General features: G+C 72.6%; 13 protein-coding genes. 3 read left to right on the top strand and 10 right to left on the bottom strand.

What is annotated here, in order from left to right; all coding sequences use genetic code 11:
* The first annotated feature begins 178 nt into the window (after positions 1-178).
* Entirely contained in the window at positions 179-1,201 is a 1,023-nt protein-coding gene (locus tag DEI91_RS14370; RefSeq protein WP_111052947.1) for a TerC family protein, read from the top strand.
* Positions 1,202-1,368: 167 nt separating this feature from the next.
* On the opposite strand, the gene DEI91_RS14375 is transcribed toward DEI91_RS14370, so the two are convergent.
* From DEI91_RS14375 to DEI91_RS14405, 7 genes are all read right to left on the bottom strand, one after another.
* Positions 1,369-5,181: a chromosome segregation SMC family protein gene (locus DEI91_RS14375; RefSeq protein WP_111052948.1), complete on the bottom strand. Its 3,813-nt coding sequence runs from the start codon at positions 5,179-5,181 to the stop codon at positions 1,369-1,371.
* A gap of 31 nt (positions 5,182-5,212) precedes the next feature.
* A complete protein-coding gene (mutM, locus tag DEI91_RS14380) occupies positions 5,213-6,193 on the bottom strand; it encodes a bifunctional DNA-formamidopyrimidine glycosylase/DNA-(apurinic or apyrimidinic site) lyase (protein WP_111052949.1) in 981 nt (326 codons plus the stop codon).
* 4 nt (positions 6,194-6,197) lie between these two features.
* A complete protein-coding gene (rnc, locus tag DEI91_RS14385) occupies positions 6,198-6,929 on the bottom strand; it encodes a ribonuclease III (protein WP_111052950.1) in 732 nt (243 codons plus the stop codon).
* 13 nt (positions 6,930-6,942) lie between these two features.
* Entirely contained in the window at positions 6,943-7,146 is a 204-nt protein-coding gene (gene rpmF, locus DEI91_RS14390) for a 50S ribosomal protein L32 (RefSeq protein WP_022905230.1), read from the bottom strand.
* A gap of 47 nt (positions 7,147-7,193) precedes the next feature.
* Positions 7,194-7,769, bottom strand: a complete 576-nt coding sequence (locus DEI91_RS14395; RefSeq protein ID WP_309148060.1) for a DUF177 domain-containing protein — start codon at positions 7,767-7,769, stop codon at positions 7,194-7,196.
* 80 nt (positions 7,770-7,849) lie between these two features.
* A complete protein-coding gene (gene coaD / locus DEI91_RS14400) occupies positions 7,850-8,338 on the bottom strand; it encodes a pantetheine-phosphate adenylyltransferase (RefSeq protein ID WP_111052952.1) in 489 nt (162 codons plus the stop codon).
* A 27-nt stretch (positions 8,339-8,365) separates the two neighbouring features.
* Positions 8,366-10,591 carry an ATP-dependent DNA helicase RecG gene (locus DEI91_RS14405; RefSeq protein ID WP_111052971.1) on the bottom strand — a complete coding sequence of 742 codons (2,226 nt, stop codon included), beginning with the start codon at positions 10,589-10,591 and terminating at the stop codon, positions 8,366-8,368.
* 151 nt (positions 10,592-10,742) lie between these two features.
* On the opposite strand from DEI91_RS14405, the gene DEI91_RS14410 reads away from it, so the two are divergent.
* Positions 10,743-11,300, top strand: coding sequence for an RsmD family RNA methyltransferase (locus DEI91_RS14410; RefSeq protein ID WP_111052972.1), 558 nt, complete (start codon positions 10,743-10,745; stop codon positions 11,298-11,300).
* Positions 11,301-11,353: 53 nt separating this feature from the next.
* Here DEI91_RS14410 and thiL read toward each other — a convergent pair whose 3' ends face one another.
* A complete protein-coding gene (gene thiL, locus DEI91_RS14415) occupies positions 11,354-12,337 on the bottom strand; it encodes a thiamine-phosphate kinase (protein WP_111052973.1) in 984 nt (327 codons plus the stop codon).
* A 144-nt stretch (positions 12,338-12,481) separates the two neighbouring features.
* Between thiL and DEI91_RS14420 the strand changes: the two genes are divergently transcribed.
* Entirely contained in the window at positions 12,482-12,964 is a 483-nt protein-coding gene (locus tag DEI91_RS14420) for a DUF3515 family protein (protein WP_111052953.1), read from the top strand.
* A 12-nt stretch (positions 12,965-12,976) separates the two neighbouring features.
* On the opposite strand, the gene DEI91_RS14425 is transcribed toward DEI91_RS14420, so the two are convergent.
* Positions 12,977-14,107, bottom strand: a complete 1,131-nt coding sequence (locus DEI91_RS14425; RefSeq protein WP_111052954.1) for a D-alanine--D-alanine ligase family protein — start codon at positions 14,105-14,107, stop codon at positions 12,977-12,979.
* A gap of 32 nt (positions 14,108-14,139) precedes the next feature.
* Positions 14,140-15,153 (bottom strand): NAD(P)H-dependent glycerol-3-phosphate dehydrogenase, encoded by a 1,014-nt coding sequence (locus DEI91_RS14430; protein ID WP_110826158.1) that lies wholly within the window; start codon positions 15,151-15,153, stop codon positions 14,140-14,142.
* Positions 15,154-15,218: the final 65 nt, after the last annotated feature.

The following is a 15,218-nucleotide window of genomic DNA, read 5'->3' on the forward strand; positions in this document are numbered from 1 at the left end:
CGCGAAGGGGAGTATTCCCTCTCGGCGACCCCGTCAGTACGGCCCGGAACGACCCGGACCCGGGGCGTCGGTCGCGGCCCCACCAGATCATGCGATCGGGACCGCGGCGGAAGAGACCTTCAGGCTCCGGCGTACCCATTTTCCTTGTGTGGCACGCCCCTGACCTGGAGGGTTCTCCATGGACGTCCCCCTGTACGTGTGGCTCTTCACGATCGCAGGCATCCTCGGCCTGCTCGTGTTCGACTTCTTCTCGCACGTGCGCACGCCGCACGTGCCGCACATCCGCGAATCGGCCTTCTGGTCGGTCGTCTACATCGCGCTCGCGATCCTGTTCGGCGTCGGCGTGTGGGTGTTCGGCGGCGGACAGGCCGGCGGTGAGTACTTCGCCGGGTGGTTGACCGAGAAGGCGCTGTCGGTCGACAACCTCTTCGTCTTCCTCATCATCATGACGACCTTCGCGGTGCCGAAGGAGTTCCAGCAGAAGGTCCTGCTCGTCGGCGTCGCGATCGCCCTCGTCGCCCGCGGTGTCTTCATCGCTCTCGGCGTCACGATCATCGAGAACTTCTCGTGGGTGTTCTACCTGTTCGGTCTCCTGCTGTTCTGGCTCGCGTGGTCGCAGGCCAAGGGCGGCGACGAGCACGGCGCCGAAGAGGGCGACTCGAAGCTCATCCGTCTGCTCCGCCGCATCATCCCGACCTCCGAGCACTACGACGGTGACCGCCTGACCACGAAGGTCGACGGCAAGCGCCTCTTCACCCCGATGCTGCTCGTCATGGTCTCGATCGGCCTGACGGACGTGCTCTTCGCGCTCGACTCCATCCCCGCGATCTTCGGTCTGACCCAGGACGCCTTCATCGTGTTCACCGCGAACGCGTTCTCGCTCCTCGGTCTCCGCCAGCTCTACTTCCTCATCGCCGGTCTGCTCGAGCGCCTCATCTACCTCGGTCAGGGCCTGGCCGTCATCCTCGCCTTCATCGGCGTCAAGCTCGTCTTCCACGCGCTGCACGTCAACGAGGTGCCGTTCATCAACGGCGGTGAGCACGTCGAGTGGGCGCCCGAGATCCCGATCTGGTTCTCGCTCGGCTTCATCCTCGCGACGATCACCGTCGCGACCGTCGCGAGCCTCGTCGTGTCGAAGAAGCGCCAGGAGCGCGGCCTCACCCCGACCGGCGAGGAGCCGGCCGAGGTCGAGGCGAAGTAGCCGCGACCACCCACGCGACGGGAGGCCCGGTACCAGCTGGTACCGGGCCTCCCGTCCGTCCGTGCCGACCTGGCGGACGCCACCGAGCCTCGGTCCGGCGGACAGACTGCGCTGTCGGGACGCCGCGTGACGTCCGCCGAGCCGAGGCTCGGCCCGCGGCGCGGCCGCTACGCGACGGCCGGCTCCGGCTTCTGCACCCGCTGGCCGACGACCGCCGAGACGCCGTCCTGGCGCATCGAGACCCCGTACAGCGCGTCCGCGATCTCCATCGTGCGCTTCTGGTGCGTGATGACGATGAGCTGCGACGACTCCTGCAACCGGCCGAACACGGTGAGCAGTCGACCGAGGTTCGCGTCGTCGAGGGCCGCCTCGACCTCGTCCATGATGTAGAACGGGCTCGGCCGGGCCGTGAAGATCGCCACGAGCAGCGCCACGGCCGCCAGGGACCGCTCTCCGCCGGACAGCAGCGTCAGCCGGTCGATCTTCTTGCCCGCGGGCTTGACCTGCACGTCGATGCCGGTGGTCAGCAGGTCGTCCGGGTTCGTCAACGTGATCGAGCCGGAGCCACCCGGGAACAGGATCGGGAACACGACGTCGAACGCCTCGCGGGTGTCCTCGAACGCGGACGCGAAGATCGTCTGCATCTTCCCGTCGAGCTCCTCGATGATCGTCAGCAGGTCCGCGCGGGTCTTCTGCAGGTCGTCGAGCTGCTCGGACAGGAACGCGTGCCGCTGCTCGAGTGCCTGGAACTCCTCGAGCGCGAGCGGGTTCACCTTGCCGAGTCGGCCGAGGTCGCGCTCGGCTGCGGCCAGGCGACGCTCCTGCTCGGCGCGCACGTACGGCGTGGTGGGGACGTCGGCGGGGTCGACGTCCGGTGCCTCGTACTCCGGCAACGCGGGGCCACCCGGCAGGGTCGACTCGACATCGACGAGCGGGGGCTCCTCGGTCCCGCCCGCCTCGACGGAGGCAACGGCGGAGCTGGGGTCGACAGTGCCGACAGGACGGGCCTCCACCTGATCGGTGTCGCTCGGTCCGGCGTCGCTGTGCGCACCGCGCCCTGCCGGCGGTGCTGCCGACCCGCCGTCGTCCCCGGTCGTCGACGCGGCCACCGCCGCCCGTGCCGCCTCGCGGTGGCGCCGTGCCAGTACCCGCGGGTCGACGAGCACGTCGACCGGCACCGGGACGTCGGGGCCGTACTCGGCGACGAGCACGGTCTCGCCGAGTCCGAGTTCGCTCTGCGCCCGGTCGAGGACCCCGGAGACGTGCAACCGCTTCTCGTAGATCTCCATCTCGAGCGAGTGCACCCCGTCCGTGATGGTCTGCAGACGGTCCCGGAGGTCGCGCTCCTCGTTCCGGATGCCCTGCAGTTCGGCGTTGCGCTTCGTCCGCTCGGACTCCTCGGTCGCGAGCTGCACACGGGCCCCGGCGAGCGAGCGGTCGACGGCGGCGAGGACCACCGGCAGGTCGGCGAGCACCCCTTCGGCCGAGGCGATCTGCGCCCGGCGGATGACGGCCAGGCGTGCGGCTTCCTCGGCTGCAGCACGCTCCGCCTCGAGCTGTCGCTCGAGCTGGTCCGCCCGACGCCGTTCCGCACGGGCACGCTCGTGGGCTGTCTCGACCTGGAGCCGGTGTTCGATCTCGGCGGCACGGGCGGCGTCGACGGCGTCCTGCGCCGCCGGCCGGGCAGACGCGTCGACGACCGGTCGTGGCTGTTCCACGAACGTCCGGAGGTCTGCCTCGGCATCGGTGAGGGCCGCCTCGGCGGCCGTGGTGGCCCCGTCCGTCTCCGCGAGGGCGGCGCGCAGTCGCTCGACCTCGGCAGCGGTGTTCTCCGCTCGTGCTCGCGCCGAGGCGCTCGTCCGGTCGTACTCCGCGGTCGCGCGGGCGTGGGCCCGCGCCGCGCGGTCCGCCTCGTCGACCGCCCGTCGTGCGGCCTCCACCGCGGTCCGTGCCGCCTGGAGGCCCGTGGCCGCGTCCGCCGCCTCGGTCGCCACGACGTCCCGGCGCGTCGCCGCCGCGTCGCGGTCGGCGGTCAACTCGATGCGCGACGTGGACCGCTGTCCGCCGCCGGTCACCCGCGCCGCGCGGACGAGGTCGCCGGACCGCGTGACGACCGTCGCCTCCGGTGCGGACGCGAGCACCGCCTCCAGGTCGACGTCGTCCGAGTCGGCGACCAGCGTGTCGGCGAGGACCGCGGTGAGCGCGGGTGGCCCGGTGACGAGGTCGAGCACGACCCGGACGCCGGCGGGCAGCGCTGCGGGCAGCCGGGACCCGCTGCCGCCGACGTCGGCGACGACCACGTCGATGCGTCCGAGGTCGGCGGACCGGGCGTGGTCCACGGCGTCGAGCGCCGAGCGCCGGTCCTCGGCGAGCACGGCGTCCGCGAGCCCGTCGAGCGCGGTCGCGACGGCGGCCTCGTACCCGGGGGCGACCGTGAGACGGTCGGCGAGTCGTCCGACGATCCCGCGACGACCCGCGTCGATGAGTGCCTGCGACCCGTCGCGCACGTCGATCGACAGCGCGAGCGCGGCGATCCGGGCGTCCAGGGCGTCCCGTTCCCGTTCGAGGGCGTGCGACCGGTCCCGGTGTGCGTCCCGGTCCGCCTGTGCCCGGTCGAGCCGCTCGCGGGCGGCCGTGAGCGTCGCGGCGAGGGTGTCCTCGTCGGTGTCGAGCGCCGGGTCGCGACCGAGGTCCTCGAGGGCGGCTGCGGCCTGCTCGGCACGGACGACCGCCTCGGTCAGCGCACGGTCCCGCCGCTCCCGGTCGGCGACGGCAGACGCCCGCCTCGACCGCGCCACCTCGACGGCGCCGGCGAGCCGCTGGCCGTCCAGGTCGTGCTGCGCCACGAGGGCTGCCTGCGCGGCGATCTGCTCGTCGAGGGCATCGAGCGCCGCACGCGCTGCCCGCACCCGCTCGCCGACGACGGTCGTGCCGCCCTGCATCTCCTGCGCGCGCACGTCGAGCCGCTCCGCCTCGGCGCGGACGCCGGCGACGCGCTCGGGCGTGATCGTCGGGCCCTGTTGCGGCGCCTCGGCCTGCTGGGCGAGGAACATCAGGCGTTGGTTCGCGAGCATCGACAGGCTGCGGAGCCGTTCCTGCACGCTCTCCAGCCGGTGCACGACGGTCCGGGCGCGGTCGACGTCGTCGCCGACCATGCTCTGTTCGACCTGCTGCTGCCGCTGCCGGACCTGCTCGAGCCGCTCCTGCAGGACGATCCGCTCGGACTTCCGACCGGCCTCCACCTCGATGTGGTCCCGCAGTTCGCGCCGCAACCGCACGACGTCGTCGGCGAGCAGTCGCGCCTTGGCGTCACGGGCGACGGCCGCGACCGACTGCGCCTTGCGGGCCACCTCGGCCTGGCGTCCGAGCGGCTTCAACTGGCGGCGGATCTCCCCCGCCAGGTCCGACAACCGTGTCAGGTTCGTCTGCATCGCGTCGAGCTTGCGGAGCGTCTTCTCCTTCCGGCGGCGGTGCTTGAGGATGCCGGCAGCCTCCTCGATGAACCCGCGGCGGTCCTCGGGGGTGGCGTGCAGCACCTTGTCGAGCTGGCCCTGCCCGACGATGACGTGCATCTCCCGGCCCAGCCCGGTGTCGCTCAGCAGCTCCTGCACGTCGAGCAACCGACAGTTCTCGCCGTTGATGGCGTACTCGCTGCCGCCGTTCCGGAACAGCGTCCGCGAGATCGTCACCTCGGCGTACTCGATCGGCAGCAGACCGTCGGCGTTGTCGATCGTCAGGGTCACCTGTGCGCGACCGAGCGGACCGCGGGTGGCGGTGCCGGCGAAGATGACGTCCTCCATCTTGCCGCCGCGGAGGGTCTTCGCCCCCTGCTCCCCCATCACCCAGGCAAGTGCGTCGACGACGTTCGACTTGCCGGAGCCGTTCGGGCCGACGATGCACGTGACGCCCGGTTCGAACGCGAAGGTCGTGGGCTGCGCGAAGGACTTGAACCCCTTGAGGGTCAGGCTCTTCAGGTACATGCGGTCTCCGGGGTGCTCGGCTGGCGTCAGGCTAACGCCTGCGCTGCCGCGGAGCGGGCTGGCACACGGGGCAGCGGTGGCTCGACCGGTTCATGAAGGCCTCGCGCACGATCGCGGTGCCGCACCGCGGGCAGGGCTCGCCCTGCTGTCCGTACACCGCGAGGCGCTGCGAGAAGTAGCCGGACTGCCCGTTCACGTTGACGTACTGCGCGTCGAAGCTCGTCCCGCCGTCCTCGAGCGCGCGGCGGAGCACCGCCCGGACCTCGTCGAGGAGCAGGGTGAGCGTCGCCCGGGGCAGCCGGTCCGTCGGGCGGTCGAAGTGCAGGCGCGCCGCCCACAGCGACTCGTCGGCGTAGATGTTCCCGATGCCGCTGACGACCCCCTGGTCGAGCAGCACCCGCTTGATCCCGCTCGAGCGCTTCCGCGCTGCGGCGATGAAGCGGTCGTCGTCGAACGCGAGGTCGAGCGGGTCCCGCGCGATGTGGGACACCTGGAACGGGATCCGCCGACGCCAGTCGGCGTCCGGGTCGGTGCCGTCGATCCGTCCGGCGTGCCCGGCGGGCGCGCCGTCGATCGTCGGCAGCATCCGGTCGATCGCCATCGACCCGAAGGTGCGCTGGTCGACGAACTCGAGCTGCACCGGCGCCTCCGGGGCGCCGTCCCGGTCCGTGCCGGGCGGCTGCACGTCGAGGACGATCCGGCGGTGGCGGGCGGCGGGACGGTCGCGGCCGAGCAGGATCTGGCCGCTCATGCCGAGGTGCGCGACCAGTGCTTCGGGACGGTCGACGTCGGGCCGGTCAGCATCGGCGCGCAGCGGGAACCACATGAACTTCCCGCGACGGACGGCCGCGGCGATCGTCCGCCCGGTCAGGCGGTGCACGAAGTCCTCGGCGGGACCGTCGTGTCGGGTCAGCGCACGCTCGTCGTGCACCTGCACGCCGAGTACCACGGCGCCGGTGACGGCGGGTTCGAGGCCGGCGCGGACGACCTCGACCTCGGGGAGTTCGGGCACCCGGTCAGCCCTCGACGGGACGTCCGGACAGTCGCGTCCAGGCGTCGAGCGCGGCGGACATCTCCGCGGTCTTCTTGCTCGATCCGGTGCCGGTGGCGACGTCCTCGCCCTGCAGCACCACGGTCGCATGGAACGTCTTGTCGTGGTCCGGGCCCTCTTCGGTGATCCGGTAGGCCGGGTTGCCGAGGGTGAGCGCGGAGGCGAGCTCCTGCAGGCTCGTCTTCGGGTCCATCGCGGCGCCGAACCGCGCGGGGTCGACGAGCAGCGGTGCGACCAGCCGGAGGACGAGGTCGGTGGCGGCGTCCGCACCCGCGGACAGGTACGTGGCCCCGATCACGGCCTCGACGGTGTCGGCCAGGATCGAGGACTTGTCGCGGCCGCCGGTCTGCTCCTCGCCCTTGCCGAGCCGGAGGTACGCCCCGAGTCCGATGTGCCGGGCGATCTCCGCGAGGGCGACCGTCGAGACGAGGCTCGCGCGCCGCTTGGCGAGCTCGCCCTCGTCGAGCTCCGGGTAGTCGCGGAACAGCTTGACCGTCACGGCCTGTCCGAGGATGGAGTCACCGAGGAACTCGAGTCGCTCGTTGTGCCCGATCCCGCCGTGCTCGTACGCGTACGAGCGGTGGGTGAGGGCGAGCCGGAGGAGTTCCGGGTCCACCGGGACGTCGAGGAGGTCGCGCAGACGAACGACGTCCGGCCCCACGGGGCGGGACCCCGCGGCGCCGGACGTCGCAGTCATGGGAGGAGTCCGATCAGACGTCGGCGACCTTGCGGCCCTTGTACTCCATGTACAGGGGCGTGCCGGCGGAGTCCTCGACGACCTTCGCGCGGTGCGGGAGGCTGTAGGTGACCTTGCCGTTCTCGATCGTCTTCACGAGCTGGACCGGTGCGGCCTTCCACTGCGATCGACGGGCGTGCGTGTTTGCACGGGACTGCTTGCGCTTGGGGACGGCCATGGTGGTTCTCTTTCGCTTGGTCGGTGGTCAGTCGTGGACGGTGGCGGTCACTCGGCCTGGTCGGCCGGCGTCCGCTCCTCGTCCGCGGTGGTCTGGTCTGTGGTGCTGTCGAACTGGAGCCCGCTGAGCGCAGCCCACCGGGGGTCGGTGGGCGACGGGGTCGGGCGTTCGCCGACGTCCGCCAGGCGCTCACCCGTCTCCGGGTCGAGTCCTGGGCAGTCCGGCCGGCAGACCGGCTGGAACGGCAGTGACAGCACCACCGCGTCTCGGACGACCGGTTCACAATCCACGTGGTCATCGTGAACCTGGTAGTCGAATTCCTCCGAGGCATCATACGCGAACAGTTCCGCGAATTCGACCTCGACGAGCTCGCTGACGTCGATGAGGCAGCGCGAGCACTCCCCCGTCGCCTCGGCCCGGGCGGTGCCGGACACGAGCACGCCCTCGTGGAGGCCCTCGAGCTTCACGTCGAGGTGCATCGGGTCGCCCTCGCGCACGGCGATCAGTCCGGCTCCGAGCGTGCCCGGGACGGTGATGTCGAGCGACACCTCGCGCATGTCGCCCGGCCGGTGCGCGAGGTCACGCACACGCAGGGCGTAGGGGCTGTTCACGGAGGAAGACACGATCAACCAGCCTACCCCGATCCCGCCCACGAGTCGAGCACCCGACGCGTGTCGGGGAGCGCGTGCTCCGGGCGCGACGGTCAGACCCGTCCGGCGAGCGCGCGGGCGACGACCTCGGGCACGTACGGCGTGACGTCGCCGCCGAGGGACGACACCTGCCGGATGAGCGAGCTCGAGACGTGGGCCCGAGCGGCGTCCGGCAGCAGGAAGACGGTCTCCACGCCGGCCAGGTGCCGGTTCATGATCGCCATCGGGGTCTCGTACGCGACGTCCTCGCCGGACCGCACGCCCTTCACCAGGATCGTCGAGCCGACCTGCCGGCAGTAGTCGACCAGGAGCCCCGCCGTCCACTCCCCGACGACGACCCGTCCGGGGATCCCGAGCTCCGTCACCGACTCGCGGATCAGCCGGACCCGGTCCCCGGCGTCGAACAGTGCCGTCTTCTTGTCCGGGTTGTGCACGACGAGCACGTGGACCTCGTCGAACAGGTCGACCGCTCGCGCGATGACGTCGAGGTGGCCGAGCGTCACGGGGTCGAACGATCCGGGCACCACGGCGATCTTCGTCATGCGGGCGACGATACCTGCCGGTGCCCCTCAGTTCTTCCCGAGGAAGGCCGCGTCGGACTCGTCGAGCCGGCGTGCGAGGGCGTCCCGGAGCGCGGGACTGCCGCTGAGGTCCGGGTCGTGCTCCAGGAGCCGTTCGGCCTCCTCGCGCGCGTCCACGATGAGGTCCGCGTGCTGCACCACGCGCAGGAGGGTCAGCGACGACCGTCCGCCCGACTGCCGTTCGCCGAGCACGTCGCCCTCCCGGCGGAGTTCGAGGTCGACCCGCGCCAACTCGAACCCGTCGTCGGACGCGGCGACGGCGTCCACGCGCTCCCGCGACACGGTGTCGGCCTCGGCGTGCGTGACGAGCAGGCAGACACCCGCGTACTGCCCGCGCCCGATCCGTCCGCGCAGCTGGTGCAGCTGCGACACGCCGAACCGGTCCGCGTCGAGCACCGCCATCATCGAGGCGTTCGGCACGTCCACACCGACCTCGATCACCGTCGTCGCCACGAGCACGTCGACGGCTCCGTCGGCGAAGGACGTCATCACGCGGTCCTTCTCCTCGGCCGACATCCGGCCGTGCAGGACCTCGATCCGACGTCCCGCGAGGACGGGCATGCCGCGCATCCGCTCCGCGGTCGCGAGCACCGTCGCGGGCTTCCGGGCCGGCGTCCCGTCGGCGTCCGCGCTGCCCGTCGCGTCCCCGTCGGCCGCGCCGCCGACCGGGGCCGACGCCCCGTCGTCCTCGCCGTGCGCGTCGTCGATGGCGGGACAGACGACGAACGCCTGCCGCCCCTCGGCCAGCTCCTCCGCCATCCGCGTCCAGATGCGTGACTCCCATCCGGGGTGCTCGGCGAGGCCGACGGTGAACGTCTCGACCCCGGCCCGACCCGACGGCAGCCCGGTGATCGTCGAGACGTCGAGGTCGCCGAACACGGTCATCGCGACGGTCCGCGGGATCGGCGTCGCGGTGAGGACCAGCACGTGCGCCGGCGTCGAGCCCTTCGTCCGGAGGGCCTCCCGCTGCTCCACACCGAACCGGTGCTGCTCGTCGACGACCACCAGCCCGAGCTCGGCGAAGTCGACCCGGTCACCGAGCAGCGCGTGCGTGCCGACCACGAGGCGGGACCCGCCGGACGCGGCGGCGAGCAGCGCCCGTCGTCGCTCGTCGGTGGACTGCGACCCGGTCAGGATCACCGGCCGGAGCTCGGCCGCCAGGTCCGGCCCGAGGAACTTCACGATCGACCGGAGGTGCTGCGCGGCCAGCACCTCGGTCGGGGCGATGAGCGCGGACTGTCCGCCGGACTCCGCCACGGTGAGCATCGCCCGGATCGCGACCAGGGTCTTGCCGGAACCGACCTCGCCCTGCACGAGCCGGTGCATCGGCCACGTCCCGGCCAGGTCCCGCGCGATCTCGGCCCCGACCGCCCGCTGGTCGTCCGTCAGGGTGAACGGCAGGCTGGCGTCGAAGCGCTCGAGGACACCGCCCGGTGCTGCGGTCCGGGTGACGGACGCCGTCGCACGCGCCGCGATCCGGCGCTGCACGAGCGCCGTCTGCAGCACGAACGCCTCGCGGTAGCGCAGCGCGTCCTGCGCGCGCTTGAAGTCGGACACCTTCTCCGGCCGGTGCAGCAGTTCGAGTGCACGGCGGAACGGCACGAGGTCGAGGCGCGTCCGGACGGAGGCCGGGATCGGGTCGGCGACGTCCGGCAGCGTGTCGAGGACGACCCCCATGGCCTTCGCGATCTGCCAGGACGACAGGGAGGCCGTGGCCGGGTAGATCGGGATCGGTTGGCGCGACCAGCGGATCGCCTCCTCCGACCCCGGGTCCGCCGTCGCGCGGGGGTCGTCGCGGTCGAAGAGCTCGTAGTCCGGGTGCGCGAGCTGCCGGGCCCCCCGGTAGTCGCCGACCTTGCCGGCGAAGATGCCGCGGGCACCGGGCACGAGGTCCTTCGTCCGCCACCCCTGGTTGAAGAACGTCAGGGTGAGCAGGCCCGTGCCGTCACCGATCTTGGCTTCGAGGATCGATCCGCGCCGCGCCCGCATGGTGCGCTCGCGGACCTCGACCACCTCGGCCACGATCGTGACCGGCTCTCCGATCGCGAGCGAGTCGAGCGCGGTGAGTGCCCCGCGCTCCGCGTACCGCCGCGGCGCGTGCTCGAGGAACTCCCCCACGGTGCGGTGGCCGAACGCCTTCTCGATCGCCTTCGCCGTCCGGCCGCCCAGGACGTTCGCCAACCGCACGTCGAGCGGAGCCGTGCCCCACTGCACGGGCTCACCCTCGGTCGGGGTCGTCGGAGCGGCGTCGGTGCTGGAGGTGGCCACACGGCAACGGTACCCGCGACGACCGACCTGCCACGGGCCTCCCGGCAAGACCGTGGAGGACACCGGGGCTGCTGCCGGGGCCCGCTACGGTGGCAGCATGACCCGCATCATCGCCGGCGCCGCCGGTTCCACGACGCTCCGGGTGCCGAAGTCCGGCACCCGGCCGACGAGCGACCGGGTGCGCGAGGCGCTCTTCTCGTCGCTCGAGTCGCGCGGGCTCATCGACGACACCTCGGTCGCCGACCTGTACGCCGGGACCGGTGCGCTCGGGCTCGAAGCCGCGTCCCGCGGTGCGGTCGAGGTGTCGCTCGTGGACCGCGCCGCTCCCGCCGCCGCCGCCTGCCGGGAGAACGCGCGCGCGGTGCAGAAGCGCGCACCGGGCGTCCGCATCGACGTCCACGCGCAGCCCGCGCTCGGGTACCTGCGCGGGACGGCGAAGACGTTCGACCTCGTCTTCATCGACCCGCCGTACGAGGTGGCCGAGGCCGAGGTCACCGACGTGCTCGAGGCCCTCGTGTCCCGGTTGACGCCCGACGCGGTCGTCGTCGTCGAGCGCGGCAGCCGCAACCCCGAGCCGACCTGGCCGGCAGGGCTGACCCGTTTCAGCAAGCGTTCGTGGGGCGACACCGTGGCGTGGGAGGCCGTCGCCGACTGAGGCGCGCTGCCGCCGGTCGGGCGGCCCGGCACACTGCGGGGTCCGGTCCCGCTTCAGCCCGCCACGCCGTCCCAGTCCGCGTACGGGTCCCACCCGGTGGTCGGCACGGGCCGCCCGTCCCGCACCAGGTCGGCGGACGCCGCCACGGGCTCCGCCCCGTCAGAGGTCGTCCGCGCACGCACGACGCCGATCCGGCGGAAGCCGCCCGGGAGGCGCGTCCCGGCCGGGAAGGTGGCGAGCAGTCCGTGGTCCTCACCGCCGTGCAGCGCGATCTCGTCGACCACCCCGTCGGGAGCGGACGCCTCGAGCGGGTCGAGTTCCAGTGTCACCCCGCTCGCCCGGGCGAGGCGCCCCGCGTCGATGGCGAGTCCGTCGGACAGGTCGAGCATCGCCGTCGCACCGGCGGCGGCGGCGAGCGGGCCGTCCGCGATCGGCGGCACCGGGCGCCGCTGCCGCGCGACGTCGGGGTCCGTGTCGGCGCCGCTCGCCCGGACCCGCGCGACGTCCGGCTCGCCCGCCGCATCGACGCCGTCGCGGAACAACCGTGCCAGACCGCGGGCCGCGGCACCGAGTTCCCCGGACACCGCGAGCACGTCGCCGACCCGTGCCCCGGACCGGACGACGGGGGCCCGTCCGCCGAGGTCGCCGAACGCGGTGACGGTCAACGAGAACGTCGCCGAGGTGGAGAGGTCACCGCCGACGACCCCGCACCCCGGGGCGAGTGCGTCGATCGCGCGTCGGAACCCGTCCGCGACGCCCTCCAGCACGGAGACGGGCGTGTCCGGCGGAGCGGCGATCGCGACGACGAGACCGGAGGGCACGGCACCCATCGCGGCGACGTCGGAGAGGTTCGTCGCAGCGGCCTTCCAGCCGACGTCCTCGGGCGAGGACCAGGCCCACCGGAAGTCCGGCCCGTGCACCATCATGTCCGTGGTGACGACGAAGCGGCCGTCGGGAGCGGCGACGACGGCACAGTCGTCCCCGGGCCCGAGGAGCGGGGAGCCGGCAGGGAGCCGTCGGGTGACGCGGTCGAGCACCGCGAGTTCGCCGAGCGCGCCGACGGTGGTGCGCTCGGCGTCGTCACCGAGTCGGACGTCGCACGCCTCCGGTCCGTCGGTGCGGTGCTCGGGCTGGTGCTCGTCGTGCGTCGCGTCCACACGAGAACGGTAGCCTGGACGCCGATGGACACCGCGCGCCGAGGACCCCGCATCATCGCGACCGTGCTCGCCGCGGCCGCCGTCGTCGCCGGTCTGTCCGGCTGCACGAACGCGGTCCGGATGGAGGCCGCTCCCTCCGCGAACGCGGCGGCGTGCGCGAGCGCGCAGGTCCGCCTGCCCGCGGTGGTCAACGACACGCTGGCCCTCCGCGACACCTCGGCGCAGGCCACGGCTGCGTGGGGATCGCCGTCCGCGGTGCTGTACCACTGCGGTGTCGCCGTGCCGACGGTCTCCGACCTGCCGTGCTTCTCGCAGGGCTCCGTGGACTGGATCCGCGACGACCATGGGAAGGAGGTCGTCTACACGACGTTCGGCCGCTCCCCCGCGGTGCAGGTCGTCATCGACACCTCCCGGGCGACGAGCGACGCCCTGCAAGACCTCGGGGACGCCGTGTCACGGTTGCCGGAGGACGGGCACCGCTGCCTCGACCCGCAGGACGTCGACTGACCGGGGCGGTCGTCAGCGGACGGCGACGCGCCCCAGCTCGATGAGCTCCGCGACGAGTTCCGGGTAGGGCATCCCCGACGCCGCCCAGCAGCGCGGGTACATCGAGAACGGGGTGAACCCGGGCATGGTGTTGACCTCGTTCACGACGAAGCCGTCGTCGGTCAGGAAGCAGTCGACGCGGGCCAGACCGGCGCCCCCGATCGCCTCGAAGGCGCGTGCACCGACGGAACGGATCGCGTCGGTCTCCGCCTCCGTGAGCGGGGCCGGACAGAGCAGCTGCTCGTCGCCGCCCAGGTACTTGGCGGCGAAGTCGTAGAAGCCGTCCTCGGCGACGACGATCTCGCCGGGCAGGCTCGTCCGCGGGACCCCGTCGCGGCCTTCCAGGACGGCGACCTCGACCTCGCGGCCGATGACCCGCGGTTCCACGATGACCTTGCTGTCGTGCTCGAACGCCAGGTCCATCGCGGCGCCGAGCTGCGCGGGGTCGTCCACGCGCGAGACGCCCATGCTCGAGCCGGCGCGCGCGGGCTTCACGAACAGCGGGAAGCCGTGTGCGGCCACGGTCTCGGCGACGTCGACGGGGTCGGCCTGCCACTGCCGGCGGAGCACCGTCGTCCAGGGCGCCACCCGCAGTCCGGCGTGTTCGAGGACGGCCTTCGCGACGTGCTTGTCCATGGCCAGGGCACTCGCGAGGACGCCGTCGCCGACGTACGGCAGGCCGGCGGTCTCGAGCAGGCCCTGGACGGTGCCGTCCTCGCCGAACGGTCCGTGCAGGATCGGGAACACGACGTCGACGTCGCCGAGGGACTCCACCGAGCCGTCGGGGCGCTCGACGACGAACTCGCGGGAGTCGCCGGAGAGCGGGAACCGCACCCGGGTGCCGTTGTCGGAGACGGTCGGCAGCTCGTGACCGCGCAGCGCCCACGCCGACGGGTCGTCGTCCTGGAGGGTGAACGCGCCGTCCTTCGTGATGCCGATCGGGAGCAGGTCGTACCGGTCACGGTCGACGACGTCCATGATGCCGCCCGCGGTCACACAGCTGATCTCGTGCTCGCTGGACCGGCCGCCGAAGAGCACGGCGACCCTCGTCCGTGCCGACGCCGGGCCGGCGGTGGGGGCGGATGCGGGCGCGGTGCTGCTCATGGACGCTCCAAAGCGGTGGGTGCCGGGACCGGTCACTCGCCCTGGGGCTCGTCGGTCTCGGTGAGGTGCGGCGCGATGTTGCGCGGATCGAGCCTACCGGCGAGGACCTCGCCCACCTGTCCGACGATGGGCATGTCGACGCCGTTCGCGCGGGCCAGCTCGAGGATCGGCGCGACCGAGGCGAGGCCCTCCGCGGTCTGGTTCATCTGCCGGACGACCTCGTCGAAGCGGTACCCCTGCCCGAGGAGGCGCCCGGCGGTGTTGTTGCGTGACAGCGGTGACTGGCACGTGGCGATGAGGTCCCCCAGGCCGGCCAACCCGGACAGCGTGGACGGCTGCGCTCCGAGCGACACCGCGAACTCGGTCATCTCGGCGAGGCCGCGGGTGATGATCGACGCCTTGGTGTTCTCGCCGTAGCCGACACCGTCGACGATTCCGATCGCCACCGCGATGAGGTTCTTGAGGACCCCGCCGAACTCGGTGCCGATGACGTCGGTGTTGATGAAGGAGCGGAAGTACGGGTTCGTCGCCACGGCTGCCACGGCGGTCGCGGTGTCCGCACTGGACGACGACACGACGGCTGCGGTGGGCTGCCGGCGGGCGATCTCGAGCGCCAGGTTCGGTCCGCTCGCGACGGCGATGCGGTCCTGGTCGATGCCGAGGCCGTCGAGGAGCACCTCGCTCATCCGCAGGCCGGTCGCCTTCTCCACGCCCTTCATGAGGCTCACGACGGGCACGTCCGCGGGCAGGAGTTCGCGGATGGCGGCGAGGTTCGAACGCAGCGTCTGCGACGGCACCGACACGTAGACCTGCTCGGCACCGGACAGCACCGCTGCCAGCGACGTCGACGCGGTGAGGGTCCGCGGCAGGTTGATGCCCGGCAGGTACTCCGAGTTCCGCTTCGTCTCGGTGATCTCCCGCGCGACCTCGGGGCGCCGGGCCCAGAGCACGGTCTCGGCCCCGCCCTCGGCGAGCACCTTGGCGAACGTGGTCCCCCAGCTGCCGGCACCGATCACGGCGACCCGCGGCTTGTCGGTCGACTGCATGACGACCCGGATCGCGGCGGTGTCCACGGCGCCGCGGGCTGCGACGGAGGGGTCCGGGTGGTCGT

The organism is Curtobacterium sp. MCBD17_032 (assembly GCF_003234855.1).
In the GTDB taxonomy this organism is placed as follows: Bacteria; Actinomycetota; Actinomycetes; order Actinomycetales; family Microbacteriaceae; genus Curtobacterium.

Bases quoted from the DNA above. Each gene is read 5' to 3' on its own strand.
- DEI91_RS14425 (WP_111052954.1), bottom strand. From the start codon at position 14,107: ATGAGCAGCACCGCGCCCGCATCCGCCCCCACCGCCGGCCCGGCGTCG.
- DEI91_RS14410 (WP_111052972.1), top strand. From the start codon at position 10,743: ATGACCCGCATCATCGCCGGCGCCGCCGGTTCCACGACGCTCCGGGTG.
- rpmF (WP_022905230.1), bottom strand. From the start codon at position 7,146: ATGGCCGTCCCCAAGCGCAAGCAGTCCCGTGCAAACACGCACGCCCGT.
- DEI91_RS14430 (WP_110826158.1), bottom strand. From the start codon at position 15,153: ATGCAGTCGACCGACAAGCCGCGGGTCGCCGTGATCGGTGCCGGCAGC.
- rnc (WP_111052950.1), bottom strand. From the start codon at position 6,929: ATGACTGCGACGTCCGGCGCCGCGGGGTCCCGCCCCGTGGGGCCGGAC.
- DEI91_RS14420 (WP_111052953.1), top strand. From the start codon at position 12,482: ATGGACACCGCGCGCCGAGGACCCCGCATCATCGCGACCGTGCTCGCC.
- coaD (WP_111052952.1), bottom strand. From the start codon at position 8,338: ATGACGAAGATCGCCGTGGTGCCCGGATCGTTCGACCCCGTGACGCTC.
- DEI91_RS14370 (WP_111052947.1), top strand. From the start codon at position 179: ATGGACGTCCCCCTGTACGTGTGGCTCTTCACGATCGCAGGCATCCTC.
- DEI91_RS14375 (WP_111052948.1), bottom strand. From the start codon at position 5,181: ATGTACCTGAAGAGCCTGACCCTCAAGGGGTTCAAGTCCTTCGCGCAG.